11 protein-coding genes and 1 pseudogene are annotated in these 17088 nt (G+C 47.4%); 10 read left to right on the forward strand and 2 right to left on the reverse strand.

Annotation, left to right across the window (positions count from 1 at the left end):
- A pseudogene (locus QUB66_RS03685) lies at positions 1–141 on the forward strand (photosystem II D2 protein (photosystem q(a) protein)); the annotation flags it as partial.
- 651 nt (positions 142–792) lie between these two features.
- On the opposite strand, the gene QUB66_RS03690 reads toward QUB66_RS03685, so the two are convergent.
- A complete protein-coding gene (locus QUB66_RS03690; RefSeq protein ID WP_265239349.1) occupies positions 793–984 on the reverse strand; it encodes a hypothetical protein in 192 nt (63 codons plus the stop codon).
- A 493-nt stretch (positions 985–1477) separates the two neighbouring features.
- On the opposite strand from QUB66_RS03690, the gene QUB66_RS03695 reads away from it, so the two are divergent.
- The 6 genes from QUB66_RS03695 (at position 1478) to QUB66_RS03720 (ending at position 8834) form a co-directional block, all read left to right on the forward strand.
- Complete coding sequence (locus QUB66_RS03695) at positions 1478–1759, forward strand: 4a-hydroxytetrahydrobiopterin dehydratase (protein WP_265239350.1); 282 nt, start codon at positions 1478–1480, stop codon at positions 1757–1759.
- A 159-nt stretch (positions 1760–1918) separates the two neighbouring features.
- Positions 1919–3565: an HD domain-containing phosphohydrolase gene (locus QUB66_RS03700; RefSeq protein WP_265239351.1), complete on the forward strand. Its 1647-nt coding sequence runs from the start codon at positions 1919–1921 to the stop codon at positions 3563–3565.
- A gap of 291 nt (positions 3566–3856) precedes the next feature.
- Positions 3857–6136, forward strand: a complete 2280-nt coding sequence (locus QUB66_RS03705) for an iron uptake porin (RefSeq protein WP_332966365.1) — start codon at positions 3857–3859, stop codon at positions 6134–6136.
- A 252-nt stretch (positions 6137–6388) separates the two neighbouring features.
- Positions 6389–6829 carry an Rrf2 family transcriptional regulator gene (locus QUB66_RS03710; protein ID WP_265239029.1) on the forward strand — a complete coding sequence of 147 codons (441 nt, stop codon included), beginning with the start codon at positions 6389–6391 and terminating at the stop codon, positions 6827–6829.
- 56 nt (positions 6830–6885) lie between these two features.
- A complete protein-coding gene (gene cysK / locus QUB66_RS03715) occupies positions 6886–7848 on the forward strand; it encodes a cysteine synthase A (RefSeq protein WP_265239030.1) in 963 nt (320 codons plus the stop codon).
- A gap of 305 nt (positions 7849–8153) precedes the next feature.
- Positions 8154–8834, forward strand: a complete 681-nt coding sequence (locus tag QUB66_RS03720) for a J domain-containing protein (RefSeq protein ID WP_265239031.1) — start codon at positions 8154–8156, stop codon at positions 8832–8834.
- A 182-nt stretch (positions 8835–9016) separates the two neighbouring features.
- Here QUB66_RS03720 and QUB66_RS03725 read toward each other — a convergent pair whose 3' ends face one another.
- Entirely contained in the window at positions 9017–10516 is a 1500-nt protein-coding gene (locus QUB66_RS03725; RefSeq protein ID WP_332966368.1) for a cyclic nucleotide-binding domain-containing protein, read from the reverse strand.
- A gap of 410 nt (positions 10517–10926) precedes the next feature.
- On the opposite strand from QUB66_RS03725, the gene QUB66_RS03730 reads away from it, so the two are divergent.
- From QUB66_RS03730 to QUB66_RS03740, 3 genes are all read left to right on the forward strand, one after another.
- A complete protein-coding gene (locus tag QUB66_RS03730) occupies positions 10927–11796 on the forward strand; it encodes a 6-carboxytetrahydropterin synthase (RefSeq protein WP_332966369.1) in 870 nt (289 codons plus the stop codon).
- 302 nt (positions 11797–12098) lie between these two features.
- Complete coding sequence (locus tag QUB66_RS03735) at positions 12099–14147, forward strand: tetratricopeptide repeat protein (protein ID WP_332966371.1); 2049 nt, start codon at positions 12099–12101, stop codon at positions 14145–14147.
- Between the two features lie 532 nt (positions 14148–14679).
- Positions 14680–16959 (forward strand): Calx-beta domain-containing protein, encoded by a 2280-nt coding sequence (locus tag QUB66_RS03740; RefSeq protein WP_332966373.1) that lies wholly within the window; start codon positions 14680–14682, stop codon positions 16957–16959.
- Positions 16960–17088 lie beyond the last annotated feature (129 nt).

The following is a 17088-nucleotide window of genomic DNA, read 5'->3' on the forward strand; positions in this document are numbered from 1 at the left end:
GAAGATCCTGAGTTTGAAACGTTCTACACTAAGAACATTCTGCTTAACGAAGGCATCCGTGCTTGGATGGCTCCGACTGACCAACCCCACGAAAACTTCATCTTCCCAGAAGAAGTTCTGCCTCGTGGTAACGCTCTCTAATCAGCGCGAAGTATCAAAAATTGCAACATTTTGAAAGGGTAATATAAATCAGTTTAGGCTTTACCCTCAATGTTTAAAAAGCTCCCGCCGATCGCTCGGCGGGAGCTTTTTTGTTGTAATTATGACAATATCGAGTATTCTCGGCCAAATGAGGATTGTGCCAACTTGCTAACTGATTCATTTACGCGCTCACACATCTCAACACTGCTGAAAAATGATGAATGTGTAACGATAGCTTTGCCGCAAGCGGTAAAGGAGGAATCCCTCAAAGTTATAGGCAATAGCCTATAACGCTTTAAACACCTATTTTCACGTCTTGGTTTTGACGCTGGTTTGTCTTAATTGAGTGGTCGATCTATCACCACTCAAACGAACCAGACACGGTGCAATACCGATCTCTTTGATTTTACCAAAACGTGATCACCAAGCGCGATTATTTCTATTGCGCGGATAATCACCGTAAAATTCAGCAAATCAATCGACAGGACTAAACTCTCTTGAAATGCCTCTGCGTTGATCTGCGTTGATCTGCCCTACATCTGCGCTTGGACGATCGATCAAAGATTTATGCAATAATTCTAGTCAAATTCTACATTCGATCGCTTTGGCGGACTTTCCATCCACCACACGACATCGCCGCATTTGTCAATCTTATATCTGGCGAGAAATTGAGGAGCGGGCGATCGCACATTTCCCGCTTGACACCGCTCCAGATCCCAGCAATCCGTTCAAAAGCTCGTTAGCGAAGCCCTCGAAGAGGATCGTCCGCTGGCTGTAGAGATCGATCGAAAACCTCGCCCCGTCAGTAATTTGCCCGCATCTTGCAAAAATATCAATTTGCATCCCCCCACTTCTAATTCCTTGTGTTATTCTAATAATTGTGATTACTGAAACGATACTCAGAACGCAGGTTCTTTCGGTTACGCTGGCAAGGGCTAGCGCACAAATCCTCACACCAAATCTTGTATTTGGGTGAGGTGCGTTCAAATATTAAACCATTTAGCTAATCCCGGAGGTGATGCCCATGATAGGTAGTAAACTCATGGGTCATCAGATTGGAAACTACCGGCTGTGCGCCGGGGCCGCTCACTAGCAGCCAGCCCTCGTTTCCAACTGGAAACGAATTCCATCGGGAACCAGGCTGAGCTAGGGATTCTCCCGGCAGTCAGGTTCTAATCTGAAGACCCGCTAGACCGCTCTCACCTCAAATAGTGTTAAATCTTGAGTGTTAAAACTTGAGGCTCAACACTATTGGTGAGAGCGGATAGTTTTTGGTTATATTTTCCACAGGTGAGCAATTAATCTGTTATTAATCTCAAATCAAAGTAAAAAAATTATGGCTGATCTACTTAACGATACTGAAATTCAAGAGCGCACCAGTCAATTATCGGGCTGGAGGATTGAAGACAAGCAACTGCGGTGTACCCGGAAATTTAAAGACTTTATTGCTGCGATCGCCTTTGTGAATAAGTTGGTCGAACCCTCAGAAGCCGCCGGACATCACCCAGACATAGAAATCTCGTATAACAAAGTAACAGTTAACTTGACAACTCACGATGCCGGAGGCTTAACTGAAAAAGACTTTGCGCTAGCCCAAGAGATTTCTAAGCTAGATTAGAAGAGTTCCCGTTTTCAGAACAAGAGCCACTGCATCTAGCGACAGTCCCCGATCGCGGAAAGTTCGCAAATAAAAAATCGACTCTGGGTTAAAATCGGTGTGAAAAAGTCGAGATGCTAAAAGTCCAATGTATTAAAGGCTATTCGCCATCCTCCGACCATGATCGTATTTGAAAGGCCAGAGTTCTTGAACGAGTCTGCTGAAAGAACCGATCTGATAGAAAAGCTTTTGGATATTGGCGCGGCTCTGTCGAGCGCCCAAGATTTAAGCGGCTTGCTAAATTTAATTTTATCCAAAAGTAGGGAAATTACCAGCAGCGATGCGGGCAGCGTTTACTTAGTAGATCGCAGCGACGAAAAACCTAAGCTGCTGTTCAAGGTAGCCCAAAACGCTTCTAAACCGGGCCTGTCGTTTAAAGAGTTTGCGCTGCCGCTGACAGACAAAAGTTTGGCAGGTTACGTAGCAATTACAGGTCAAAGTTTGAACCTGTCGGATGCCTACGACTTACCCCCAGGCGTACCTTACCAGCTAGATACCAGTTTTGACAGGGATATTAATTACCGCACTTGCTCGGTAATGGTGTTGCCGATGCAAAACAGAGAAGGCGAGACAATCGGCATACTGCAACTGATCAACCGCAAAACAAAGGCAGATGCGGTGCTTACAGCCGAAAATGCCTGGGAATCGACGCAGCAGTATACTTTGTGGGAAGAAAGAATAGTTCGATCGCTCGCATCTCAAGCAGCAATCTCGATCGAGCGCAATCAACTCCAAGAAAGCATAGAACATTTGTTCGAGGGCTTCGTCAAAGCCTCAGTCCAAGTCATAGAAGCCAGAGACCCCTGTACCTACGGCCATTCAGAACGAGTAGCAGCCCTCACAGTACGCCTGTCAGAAGAAGTAAACAGCGTCAGCGGTGGATGGCTGCGATCTATTTACTTTAACAACCGCCAAATTCAAGAAATTCGTTATGCCGCCCTGCTCCACGATTTTGGTAAAATCGGAGTACCCGAAGCAGTTTTGACCAAGCAGAAAAAGCTCTACCCCGCACAACTAGAAATCATCCGCCACCGCTTTGGCTTAGCTCAGCGGACGATGGAAATGGAATGCGTCCAGTCTAAATATAAATACTTGCTAGAGCATTCAGCTTACCGAAAACACCCGGACGAAGGGCCCTCCTGCGCTCAATGCCAGGAAATAGAACAGCTAGACACGGCGCTAGCAGACGCAAAAACCAGATTGGCAGAATACTGGGAAGTCCTGCTAGAGGCCAACGAACCTCACATTTTGGCAGCAGAACCCCTAGCTCAACTGCTAGAACTTTCTAAGCAAACTTACAGAGATATAGACGGGGCAATGAAACCGCTGCTGAGTCCAGACGAAATTGTGCAATTGATGGTGGCGAGGGGCAACCTGACAGCAGAAGAACGATCGGCAATCGAATCTCACGTCACTCACACTTACGAATTTCTCAGCCAAATTCCGTGGACAAAGGATCTAAAAAATGTGCCCCAAATAGCCTACGGACATCACGAAAAACTGGATGGCACAGGCTATCCGCGAGGTCTAAAACACTCCGAAATTCCCATTCAAGCGCAGTTGATGACGATCGCCGATATTTACGACGCCCTGACAGCAGGCGATCGCCCCTACAAACGAGCTCTACGCCCAGATGCAGCAGTAAAAATTTTGCGGCAAGAAGCAGCTCACAACAAAATCAACGCCGATTTGTTAGAATTGTTCGACCGCCGCCGAGTCTTTAGCGTCCTCGGACACAGCTTGGATCCAAAAGTCGAATCAGCCTAGACGATTCGGGCGTGCTGTGCTAAAAAAGTAGAGAGGCGATCGGGCTTTTGGGTGCCAGCAGTCAAATCAATCGACAACCTAAGTCTTGTCAGGTTTTGAGGCAGTCGATGGCAGGGTTAAAAACACGCCCTCAGCAGCAGCCGATCGCATCCATACACTCAGTCAGACCAAAAGAATCAAAAGAAAAATCGAATTTTAGGTCTTTTTTTGCAGTATGCTAGTGGAGCAACTACTGACGGCATAGAAAACTCAAAAATTTTCTTTGTAATCGGTGTGAGGATGAGAGTGAATATGTCGAAATTTTTGTGGAGTTACCTATTAATCAGCCCAGCAGTCTTAGGAGCTACCCTAGTAGTTTCTTCGAGCGCGATGGCAGCAAACGCTCAGCCCGGTGCTGATGCGCTCAAGCCTCAAGCTGCCAAAGCTGAAACGGCCCAAACCTCTGAAGCGAAAGTCAATGCTTTAGCAGCGGTTGACGAAACTACCGTAGCAGCCGATCGAATCGCAGAAAATTCTCCAGCCGCCGGCATCGCAACAGAGCCAGCGATTGCAGCAGCTTCAAGCACCGCTGCAAAAGAAAGCGCGATCGCCGCCAACACAGCCCCCGCAGTGGAAAATCCCCAAGCGGCAGCATCAAAACCTGCAACTGAATCTCTAGCAGCAGTTGAGCCAACAGCCAACACAGACCCCGCAGCGACAAATCTCGAAGCTGCATCAGAACCTGCAACTAAATCTTTAGCAGCAGTTGAGCCAACAGTCGCTCAACCAGTAGAAAATTCAGCGGCAGCGAAACTAGAAAATCCAGCCCCGGCAGCTACCGCTGTCCCAGAGCTCCTTGGTGCAGTTCAATTAGAAACTACTGCCCCGACAGTGGCAGCGCCAGCACCAGAAAGCTTGCCCAAACTGGCTGAATCTGTAGCCCAAACTGACGCACCACAAGCTCAAAACCCAGCCGCCACATTAGAACAGCTCAACCAGTACAGCAGCGAAGGTGCTGCCGGTGGCGAAACTCAGGGTCAAGTCACCTCAGTATCTCAACTTTCTGACGTGCGGCCCACAGACTGGGCATTCCAAGCACTGCAATCCCTAGTCGAACGCTACGGCTGTATTGCTGGGTATCCCGACGGCACCTTCCGTGGCAACCGGGCAATGACCCGCTACGAATTCGCCGCCGGTTTAAACGCTTGCTTAGACAAAGTTAACGAGCTAATTAAAGCAGGTACAACCAACTTAGCGACCAAAGACGACTTGGCAGCCCTCCAACGGCTCCAAGAAGAATTTGCAGCGGAACTGGCAACCTTGCGCGGCCGCGTCGATGCTCTGGAATCTCGGACATCCGAACTCGAAGCTAACCAATTCTCAACTACTACCAAACTGACTGGGGAAGCAATCTTTGCCCTCAGCGACGACTTTGGCGGCAATGCTGGCTTGTTTGGCAGAGACAACAGAAGATTCGGCAGCGACAACAATCAGGCCGTCTTCCAACAACGGGTACGTCTCAATTTAAATACGAGCTTCACCGGCAGAGACTTGCTGCTGACCAGGCTTGATGTGGGCAATGGTCAAAACTTTAACTTGGGGGCTACCGCTGAAGGTACTCAAACTTGGAACGTAGTCAACCGCACCGACAACGTTTTCAACCTGGGCAGCTTGCTTTACAAGTTCCCCGCTAGCAATCGGTTGAACGTTACCATTGAAGCCGCTAACGGTATTTGGAACGATTTCATTCCTACCGTCAACCCTTACTTTGAAGACTTTGACGGCGGTAATGGCTCCCTCAGCGCCTTCGGTCAAAGCAACCCAATTTATCGCCTAGGTGGCGGTGCTGGTCTTGGCTTCGATTACGCCTTCGGCGGCCGGGGCTTGCTGGGCGGCGTGTTCGGCCCGACTTCTCTGTCCTTCGGCTATTTGGCGTCAAATGCAGCCAGTCCCGCCAAGGGCGGAGGCTTGTTTAACGGCGACTACGCAGCGATGGGCCAGTTGACTTTTACCCCGGGACGCAACTTGCAAGTTGCTCTCACTTACAACCACGGTTACTTTAGCCGAGGTAACTTCGGGTTTGACAACGGTTTAGGGAACGGGGATGGCAAGCTTGGCGGTTTCACCGGCACCGGCGTAGCTAATTCCATCAACGGTTTGAGCGAAGGCTTTGACGGCTTCCGTTCTCAGAAAGTTGTCAGCAACTCCTACGGTGCTGAGGCTTCGTTCCGACTCAGCCCGAGATTTATCCTTGGCGGCTGGGCTGGTTTAACCAATGCTCGGATTATCGGCGTCGGCGATGCGAGAATTTGGAACTACGCTGCCACTTTGGCTTTGCCAGATTTAGGGAAAGAAGGCAACTTGCTGGGCTTTGTGGTAGGTCGCGAGCCTTACTTGGATAAACTTGAGGCTCCCGGCAATTTGCGGAACTTCAACAACGATACTTCGTGGCACTTTGAAGGCTTCTACAAGTTTAAGCTTTCGGATAACATTGCTGTGACTCCGGGCGTCATTTGGATTACCAACCCGAATCAAGACCGCAGTAATGACGACATCATTATTGGTACTCTGAGAACTACTTTCACGTTCTAAGAGCGGCTTAGAGCAGGCACGACGGGTTATACCGTCTCTGCTGGCAACTTTAGGTCAAATTTAGCCCTGCTTTCGGCAGGGCTTTTTTGTGTGGTAGACGAATTCAGTGCCGCTATCTTTTGTGAAAGTCGATTAAGTTCGGTGGAAAACCGGAGTATAATAAAAATTTAGGAGTTAAAATTTTTAACTCAACATTGAGGAAAATTTTTAATGCCTGACTTCGGAGTTGAGAATTCTGGTAGTTGAAGTAATATGGTAGAACTCTCCTGTAAAAGCGAATACGCAATCTTAGCTTTGCTAGAGCTTGCTGATTGCTACGATGAAGGCGAGCCTCTGCAAATTCGCCAGATAGCGGCTCAGCAAAATATTCCCGATCGATATTTAGAACAGTTGCTGGCTACCATGAGGCGCTGCGGGCTGATTCGCAGCCAGCGAGGAGCTAAGGGAGGTTATATCTTGGCGAGAGAACCCTGGAAAATTACACTCCTGGAAATTATCAACTGTCTCGAAGGCTCAGAGTTCGATCGCTCCGAAAAAGACTCGCCTGCTCAAACTGTAGAAAGTGCGGTGATTTGGGAAGTTTGGCAAGAAGCGCGATCGACTGCCAACTTGGTGTTGCAAAAATACACGCTACAGGATCTGCGCGAAAAACGCAATGGCAGACGGCAGCTCGATATTATGTATTACATCTAGTTAGTATTGCCAACTAGGAATTAACATTTACTTTCAACAACCAACTGACAAAGATTATGCGTATTGCTGGCGACATTACAGAATTGGTGGGGCATACACCCCTGGTGCAACTCAACCGCATTCCCCAAGCCGAAGGCTGCTTGGCTCGGATTGTGGTCAAACTCGAAGGCATGAATCCGGCAGCATCGGTAAAAGACCGGATTGGTGTCAGTATGGTCAATCAAGCCGAGGCCGAAGGGCTGATTACTCCAGGCAAAACGATTTTAGTGGAACCGACTTCTGGCAATACCGGAATTGCTCTGGCAATGGTGGCGGCGGCTAAGGGCTACCAGTTGATTTTGACAATGCCGGATACGATGAGCACGGAACGCCGATCGATGTTGCGTGCTTACGGTGCCCAACTAGAACTAACTCCCGGCATTGAGGGCATGAGCGGCTGCATCCGCCGCGCTCAAGAGATTGTGGACAAAACTCCGAATGCGTATATGTTGCAGCAGTTTCGGAATCCTGCCAACCCGGAGGTTCACCGTTTGACAACGGCTGAGGAAATTTGGGCAGATACCGACGGCGAGGTGGATTTCGTGATTTCTGGAGTCGGCACTGGCGGTACGATTACGGGTATTGCAGAGGTGATTAAGTCGCGGAAACCTGAGTTTAAGGCGATCGCCGTTGAGCCGGCTAACAGTCAGGTACTTTCGGGCGGAAAGCCTGGGCCTCACAAAATTCAAGGTATCGGTGCGGGTTTTGTGCCGCCGGTGCTGAATGTGAATGCGATCGACGAAGTGATAATTGTTACCGATGACGAGGCGATCGCCTACGGGCGTCGCTTAGCCAGAGAAGAAGGACTTTTGTCCGGTATTTCCAGCGGTGCGGCACTGTGTGCGGCTTTGAAAATCGGCAAGCGTCCCGAAAATGCCGGGAAATTGATTGTGATGATTCAGCCTAGTTTCGGCGAACGCTACCTCAGCACTCCCTTGTTCCAAGATCCAGAACTCAATCTGGCGATGGCTGTCAACTAGGTTCGCTTTGGGGATCAGTCCCAAAAACTAAAAGCAGGGCGTACACTCTACGCTCTGCTGTTGTTTGTAGTGAAGACTTTAGTCCTTCTTAACTCAACTCCCTCAACAGAGGACTGAAGTCCTCACTACGAACTTTTAAAGAGTCAATATTTTTATAAAATGGATTTATAATAATTTGAAAACAGAGGTTTTTTACCTACAATTTTTGGCATTTATATCAGATAAATACCTAACGCATTAACAAATAATGATATTTTTGTCAAGCACTTTTTTGCGGATTATCCAGATTTCAAGGAAATAACAGCGTGTCTTCCGTTACCAATCACTACAAAACCCTAAAGATTAGCCCAACAGCAACACAAGCCGAGATTAAACAAGCATACCGCCGTTTAGTCAAAATATTTCATCCAGATAGCCAGAGTTCCACAGCCGGTCACGAAGAGATTATCCGCCTCAACGCAGCCTATGAAATATTAGGAGATGCCCAACACCGACAATCTTACGATCGCCAATTTTCCCAACCAAGCGAACAGCAATCACCCTACGCACCAAACGTCGCCCGCCAGCGCCAACAAGCAGCGCGGGATGCCGACGAACAAATGGAACAGTGGCTGATTAAAGTATACAAACCAGTCAATCGAATGCTCAACAGCATCTTGAAGCCGCTTAAAAAAGAAATAAACGAATTGTCAGCAGATCCGTTTGATGACGAACTGATTGAAAAGTTTCAAGCTTATATCGAAACCAGCCGCGACTTTCTTTCAAAAGCTCATAACTTTCTGAAAGCGATGCCCAATCCATCTAATGTAGCCGGAGTTGCAGCGCATCTCTACTACTCCATCAATCAAGTCGGCGATGGCATAGAAGAATTGCATTTATTTACCCTCAATTATGACGATCGCCATTTGCACACAGGTCAAGAACTGTTTAGAATTGCTGCTAGACTGCGGCGGGAAGCACAGGAGGAATTGAAAGTTAGAAGTTAGCTAGTTGAAGGAAAGGGGAGATGGGGAGATGGGGAGATGGGGAGATGGGGAGATGGGGAGATGGGGAAAATTGCCAAATTCCAAATTCCAAATTCCAAATTCCAAATTCCAAATTCCCAAGGACTACTGACTAATGACTACTGACTAATGACTACTGACTAATGACTACTGACTATTCAATGCTAAATTCCAAAAAGAACTTGAATGCGCTTGCGAATTTTAATAAAAGGAGTTTGTCCGAGAGAGTCCCCATCTAATAATCCCAAATCTCTTAAAGCTTGCTGGCGTTCGGACAATTTTTGAGCAATCTGATCTGCTAAATTAGGCTGTTCAATTAAAAGTTTTTGCAAGTCGTGGCGTTCCACCACAAACAAAATTGCATCTTCGCTAGTTTTAACAGTCGCCGTTCTCGGAGTTCCCAATAGCAAAGAGATTTCCCCAAAAAATTCGCCCTCGTGAAGCGTCGCAATATACTTATCGGCTTTTTGAGAAAGAACTTCCACAGAACCCGAAAGAATAATATAAAAAGAATCGCCTGGGGCATTTTCTTTACAGACAATTTGTCCCGCTGGAAACAGTTGTCGATAGCCGTATTCAATTAACTGCCGTAGTTCTAAATCCGTACACTGATCGAAATAAGTTACTCGCCGCAACAAATCTCGCAGCGTCCAATTATTAGGCGATTTAAGCCCTGGCTTTTTCTGCTCGGAAACGGTGGAATTTGATTGTATTTCTGTTGAATGTTTGGCATTCTGCGGAAAAACTTTGCCGTTGGAATTGTCGTCTCTGTGATCTTGAAAATGTTTAGTTATTTCTTGCGGATTTCGCAACCACAAATCCCGCTGGGGAAATGGAATTTCAATATTTCGGCGACGAAATTCGTAATCAATTAAAAAGTTGACCGCACTTTTAATGGCATCACTTTCCTGTGGCTGGTCAATCCAAACTAAAAGTTGAAAATCTAAAGCGTTATCTCCAAACCCGCAAAACCAAACTTTGGGAGAAGGATGAGATAATATATTGGGTTCCAGCCTCGCAGCAACTAACAGTGCTTCCGTAACTAATACTGGGTCGGTTCCATAGGCAACGCCTACGGGGATGCGAAGGCGACATCTGGGGTCTCTATAACTCCAGTTAATAATGTTAGTTTCGACAAACTTAATGTTTGGGATGATCACAAACAGACCATCAATTGTTTTAATAATTGTGGAACGGATGGAAATATTTTCGACTGTTCCTAATAAATGGTCGATCTCAATAAAGTCTCCGACTCTAATTTGGTGCTCGAATAGCAGGGTGAGACCGCTGATAAAGTTGCTGGCGAGATTTTGCAATCCGAAGCCGAAACCAATGCCGACTACGCCAGCTAAGACGGTGAGAGAAGTGAGGTTGATCCCTGCACTTTGCAGGACGAATATACAGCCAAGAGTTGCTAAAATATAGCTAATGATGGTGGAAATTGCTTCTCGACTGCCGCGATCCAATCCCATCCGAACTAGCAGGCTGCGCTTGATGCCTTCACTGAGGAGACGAGCTATAAAAAAGGCAAATATAGCTAAGATGATCAGTTGGACGATCGCACTAATGGACAGATGAGTGTCGCCTATATAAAATAGCGGGGTGCCCATCGCAGCGGACAAATGTTGAAAAAAGCGATCGGCTCGTACAGTAATCCAATTCATGAATATTTCGTCATTCGTAATTAGTTTTGCTCGCAACCGAACCGGAAACTGCTAACTATTGCAGAGCTTAGGCGAAAAACTATAACTGTGGAGTTCCCTGTGTTGCTAAAAGTACGCGCAGCGCAGCTATCCCTCGCGGGGCAAATCGAAAATGGGATAACCCATCCGTTAGCAACGGATGAGGAGAAACTGTTTTGTAGCAGTATTTTCTGCATTTTCTGCCGGATATCTGTGTTGTGGCGCACAATAGGCCATGCTACTCTCGCGGCGACTTGTTGGCAATATCTCGAAAATTGGTATAAATTCAAGTAAAGCACCCTCAAATTATCGAAAAATTCCCGTAAAAATTAGTCTATCCTTAAGAAGTAAGTCCTTTACATAACTTAACAAGCTTACCCTACTTGACTTTTATGCAGTGCATCATCAATCGTCGGGCACAGTTTTCGGCGAGTCATCGTTACTGGCTACCGGAGTTGAGCGCAGCCGAGAACTTTGAGCGCTTTGGCCCAACAGCCTGCGCACCGGGACACGGACACAATTACGTCCTTTACGTTTCCATGATAGGAGAACTCGACGAGTACGGCATGGTGCTCAACCTGTCTGATGTCAAGCACGTCATCAAGCGGGAAGTTACCAAGGATCTCGATTTTTCCTACCTTAACGAAGCGTGGCCGGAATTTGAGCAAACTCTGCCAACTACCGAAAACATAGCACGGCAAATTTGGCTGCGGCTAGCCCCTCATTTGCCTGTGAGCAAAATTCAATTGTTTGAACACCCCGAACTTTGGGCTGAATATTTAGGAAATGGCATGGAAGCTTATTTAACTCTGTCTACTCATTTTAGCGCCGCCCATCGGTTGGCTCGTCCCGATTTGAGCTTTGAAGAAAACTCGGAAATTTACGGTAAATGTGCTCGTCCTAACGGTCACGGTCACAACTATCATTTAGAGGTGACTGTTAAAGGGGAAATTGATGCGCGGACTGGGATGATTGCTGATTTGGGAGCTTTGCAAAAAGCTATTGATGATTATGTTGTTGAACCTTTCGATCACACTTTTTTAAATAAGGATATTGCTTATTTTGAGAAGGTTGTGCCGACGGCGGAGAATATTGCGGTGCGGATTGGGCAATTGTTGCGATCGCCCATTCGGGACTTGGGGGCAGAGTTGCACAAGATTAAGCTGATTGAAAGTCCGAATAATAGCTGTGAAATTTACGGCGCTGATTTGGATGTAGTGGCGTCACAACAGCAACAGTCAGCGGTTTTAGCTGCGGTTTAGAGCTACAAATCGGGTCAGTTGGGGCGGTTCACCCGGATTTTTGCTAATTGTACAGATTGGTGAAGCCGCCCCGATGATTCCGAGGATGATTTGAGGCGGATGAGGCGCGAGAATATATTTTTTGACAAAAGTTCCGCAGCCAGAATTATTAGCAATTTTCCTGACAAGTCAGACACAGCGCGTATTTTGGAGATAGTAAGCCAGCATTCCTCATCTCAGTTATTGTACAGTGCCCAGAGTATGAGGTCGATCGCCCGATCGCTGACAAACAACACTAATTTCTCCTAGGTGAGTTGAACTTTATGCGAGTCTCAAATGTAGCTCTTTTGACTCTGGCCGCCCTCGCATCCCAGAATGTAAATGCTCAAACTAATGCCGCTCCGGCTGCACCTCCCGCCTCTGGAGGGATACCGCAGGCCAGCAAATTTGTTGATGCCATAAATAATATCGCCTCCCGTCCGGCGGAGTCAATGAGCGCGCCCGAGACGATCGCCAACGAACAATTTTCCCCGCGAATTGCTGTAAAATCCCAGACAGGTTTGCTGGTAGCGGAGGCCGTGCCGGAGTTATCTCCTGCTGTAAAAAAAGCCAAGGCGAATGCTGCTGCTGTATCCGGCGATGAACTAACAAAATCTTTACAAGAAACCTGGCTGGCTAAATTAATTGAAACCGGAGTTGAAAGCAATCCCCAAGTTCGCGACACTTTCGATTTTCTCGCCCTGCGTACTGACAGTAATGCTGAATCTGGATATGGTTTTAATAATACCATAGCTCTGCTGAATATTTTGCTAATTCTTGGTACTGTCTTTCCACCGGTGACACTTGGCTTTTTTTGGATGTTCCGGCGGCTGGTAGTCAGACAGTTGGTTGCTGATGCCAATCAAAGATTGCAAGGAATTGGCGTGTTGGAATCAGAGCTAATCAATTCTAGTCAACTGACTCAAAAGTTGAGAGATGAATTAGAATCGCAACTGAGTGCAGCCAAACAATCAATTAATTTTTTAAGTAGAGAAACTGAAATTTCCAAATCTTCCGTTGAGCAAATTGAGACTCTCAAATCTCAATTTCTCCTGCACCTGCAAGTTTTGCTAACAGAAGTTTACGAGAAAAAATCTCAAATTGTTCAAGAAATATCCCAAGTTCCTGCTGTTCTTGCCCAAGAAGCTGTCAAACTCGCACCTCAACCGCAGTCAAACAATTCGCAAAATTCGGAAACAGCACCTGCTAATGAAGCAAATATGATTGCTGATGATTACATTAAGCAAGGTGAAGGGCTTTATTTTCAAGGCAATTATGATGAGGCAGTAGTCTGCTTTGAAAAAGCTATTTTAATGAATAATAATGTGGATGAGGCTTGGTATTGGCGCGGAAATGTGTTAATAAAATTGCAGCGCCATGAAGAAGCCCTCGCCTGTTACGACCAAGCAATATCGATGAAACCGGATTGTTGGGAAGCGTGGTATAATAAAGCGAATTTGCTAGGAAAATTACAGAAGTGCGAAGAGGCGATCGCCTGTTATGAGCGAGCAAGTGCGAGCGAGCCAAGAAAATACGGTTGTTGGCACAGCATAGCAGCTTTGTTGGGTAAATTGCAGCATTACGAAGAGGCGATCGCCAGTTACGATCGCGCCCTGGCTATCAAAACAACCGACAGCGAAATTTGGCACAACCGAGGCGCAATGCTGGGTAAAGTACAGCAGTACGCCGCCGCAGTCGATTCTTACGATCGCGCCATTGAGCTCAATCCCAAGAGATATGAGACTTGGTACAACCGAGGTAATATGCTGTGGAGAATGCTGCGCTACAGCGATGCTGTTGATTCTTACGATCGAGCTATCGAGCTCCGGGCCGACAAATACGAAGTTTGGTACAATAAAGGGGCAGTGCTGGGAAAAATGCAGCGCTATCAAGATGCGATCGCATCCTACGACAAAGCAATTGCCATTAAGCCGCAGGATTTTGAAGTCTGGCACAACCGAGGCTCAGCTTTCGACAAACTATCGCAACACGAAGCAGCAATTGCATCTTACTCCCAAGTAATCACCCTTAATTCGGAGTGTTACGAAGGTTGGTTTGGCAAAGGCGAATCTTTGGCAAAATTGCAGCGCCATGAAGAAGCGATCGCAGCTTACGAAAAAGCGATCGCAATTCAGCCCGACTCCTACGATGCTTGGCATCACATCGGCACAGCTTTGTCAGAATTAAAGCGCTACGAGGAAGCAATGGCAGCTTTCGATCGAGCCATTGCGATCAAGCCCGAAAATGCCGAAGCTTGGCGCGATAGAGGCGCAATTGCCTCAGAATTCAAGCAAGATACAGAAGGATTTGCTACTGGCGAAAAAGATACTTAAAGCCAGTTACAATTCGATGAATATTCTGACAGTTAGTTAGGCGTAAGGTGCACACGGAGCGGTGCACTTTTTTTTTACAATGTGTACACGGAGGCGTATAGCAGATTTTTTGCTAGATTAAACCTTTACATATATTTTGAAATATTGTCCTGAAACAGGTTGAATGAATAGAAGCATATAGCTAAACTGTTAGCAGTATTTGCAATCGGCGAGCGCCATTATTTCTTAAAGTGAACAAGTATTAATTCGGCTCGAAATAATCTTAAAACTTCGGGAACATTGCTACAGCATTCTCATTCTCCACTATTAACAGGACATCGAAGCGGAAATACAGTTGCAAAAATAGCAGGACAGCATAAAATTGCACAGAGAGATTACCTAATGGGGTAAAAAGTATACTAAATACTGACATAAATACCCGGTTTTTCTCCCAGCCATCTGTTAAGTAAAATACCGCATTCCTACCCTGAGACATCTCTACAGGTGCTTCTACCAAAAGCAAAATAAAAATTAACCTGTGGAGTTAAAAAAAATGGCAAACATAACAGGAACTCTCGGTCCAGACGTGATACCGGGTCTTTTACCAGACGGTCGCGTAATTAGCCTGGGAAACTTATTGAGCGACGATACCATCAGCGGCCTTGACGGCAATGATGTAATCAATGCACTAGACGGAAACGATCTACTTTTCGGCGGCCCCGGCAACGATTTTGTTAACGGCAATGAAGGTAATGACAGCGTTTTTGGCGGCAAAGACGACGACCAGGTTTACGGTGGTAAAGGCAACGACTTAGTTAGAGGCGACATCGGCAATGACAGCGTTTTTGGCAACGACGGAAACGACAGTATGTTCGGCGGCAAAGACAATGACACGATGTTCGGCGGGAAAGGCAACGACTTGATCCTAGGCGACCTCGGGGACGATGTACTCTACGGCGACCTCGGTTCTGATACGATGAGTGGCGGTGGTGGAAATGACATTTTTGCGATCGGGCGAGTAGGCGACGGCAAGCCCACAGCCACCACCGGCGGCCCCGGAGTAACCGATGCCGACGTGATTACCGACTTCCAAGTCGCCGGCAACGATGTCATCCAACTGTTCGGCGGACTGCAATTTAGCGATTTGCAATTCATCGACGGCACCAATTCCAACGGCATCAGCATCGGCAACACCCTCGTTCGCGATACCGGCACCGGCGAGTATTTAGTCAACATCCAAGGTTTGAGCGCAGCCCAACTGAGCGCGAACCCAGCTTGGTTCCAATCCGCTGGATTCCCGACACCGACACCAACCCCGACACCGACACCGACTCCTGCACCGACACCGACACCGGGAACTACTCCTGCAAGTGTCTTCAGCTTTAGCACAAATAATTACTCTACTCCCGAAGGCAGTCCCGCTACAGTCACAGTGATTCGCACGGGCAATACTTCCGCCCCTGGAAGCATTGATTTCGGCACTGTTGACGGTTCAGCTTCTTCTCCTGCGGACTATAGCCCTACCACTGGTACGCTGAATTTTGCGGGTGGACAAACCAGCGCGACTTTCACTATCCCAACTGTGGCTGATGCCATTAGCGAAGGCGCAGAGACAGTGAATGTATTTCTGAACAACGGTAATGTAGGCAGTCTCAATCCAGCCACGGTGACGATTTTTGATGGTGGAACCGGCCCGACTCCGACTCCGACTCCGATTACAACTCCAACGCCTGCAAGTGTCTTCCAGTTCAGCCAGCAGAGTTACAGCGTCAACGAAGGCGGCCAGGCTACGATTACAGTTACTCGTACCGATGGCGCTGGTGCAGCAACAATTAACTACGCCAGTGTTGACGGTTCGGCAATTTCTAGCGGGACTGCACCTGATTACACGGTGGCGGCTGGTTCGCTGAATTTTGCAGCGGGGCAAAATAGCGCTAGTTTCACGATTTCGGCTCTGAGCGACATGATTCTGGAATCGCCGGAAACGGTGAATTTGGTGCTCAGCGGCGGTAATGTGGGCAGCAATCCGGCAATCTTGACGATTAACGATGTTGCGCCGACTCCCACTCCCACTCCGACACCGACTCCGACTCCGACTCCTTTTCCGACTCCGACTCCTGGAACCGCAACAGCAACCGAGTTCGTTTTTAGTGCTGCTACTTTCAGCACCAAGGAATCATCTGGCTTTGCTACAGTGACGGTGAATCGTGTCGGCCCTAGTACGGCTCCGGCAAGCATTAGCTATGGTACTCTTGACGGCACGGCATTATCTACTGGGAGTGCAGTTGATTACTCCTCTGCTTCTGGTGTACTAAACTTTGGCCCTGGGGAAACTTCCAAGACGTTCAACATCTTTGTTAATCCTGATAGTGTGCCTGAAATGACCGAGACTGTTAACCTATTTCTCAACAACGGCCCAGTCGGTACTCCCTCAACAGCAAGGCTAGATATTCTTGACGGTAGTGCAGGTGCGTCTGGCAATGTCTTCCAGTATAGTGCGTCTGATTACGGCACTATCGCCACTCAGGGCGGTGGTACAACCGTTACAGTTACCCGTTCAAGTGGCTTAGGTGCAGCATCAGTTGACTATATTCTTCTTGCGGGTACTCCCGGCAGTGGGCCTGCACCTGTATTTGGTACGGACTATGCGCTTACTCCAGGCAGCCCAACTGGTGGCACCCTGTCTTTCACCGATGGCCAACTCAGTCAAACCTTTATGGTTCAAGACAACGCATTTTCTACTAATAATGGAACTGTGCGCTTAGGTCTTGCGAACCCCACTGCTGGCTACAGTTTTGGTTCCACAGCAGCAACAAGCATCACCCTCATCTAAAGCTGTTAGTAGGGCGAGTAATTCTTGCTCTACTAATATGTTTCTTGTCGGCAGTTAAAGGCTTGTTTAAGATTTGTTCTCTAAAATTTTCCTCTTTTTGCCGCTCCGTTTGGGGCGGTTTTTTTTGTG

The organism is Microcoleus sp. A2-C3, assembly GCF_036706065.1.
GTDB lineage: Bacteria > Cyanobacteriota > Cyanobacteriia > Cyanobacteriales > Microcoleaceae > Microcoleus.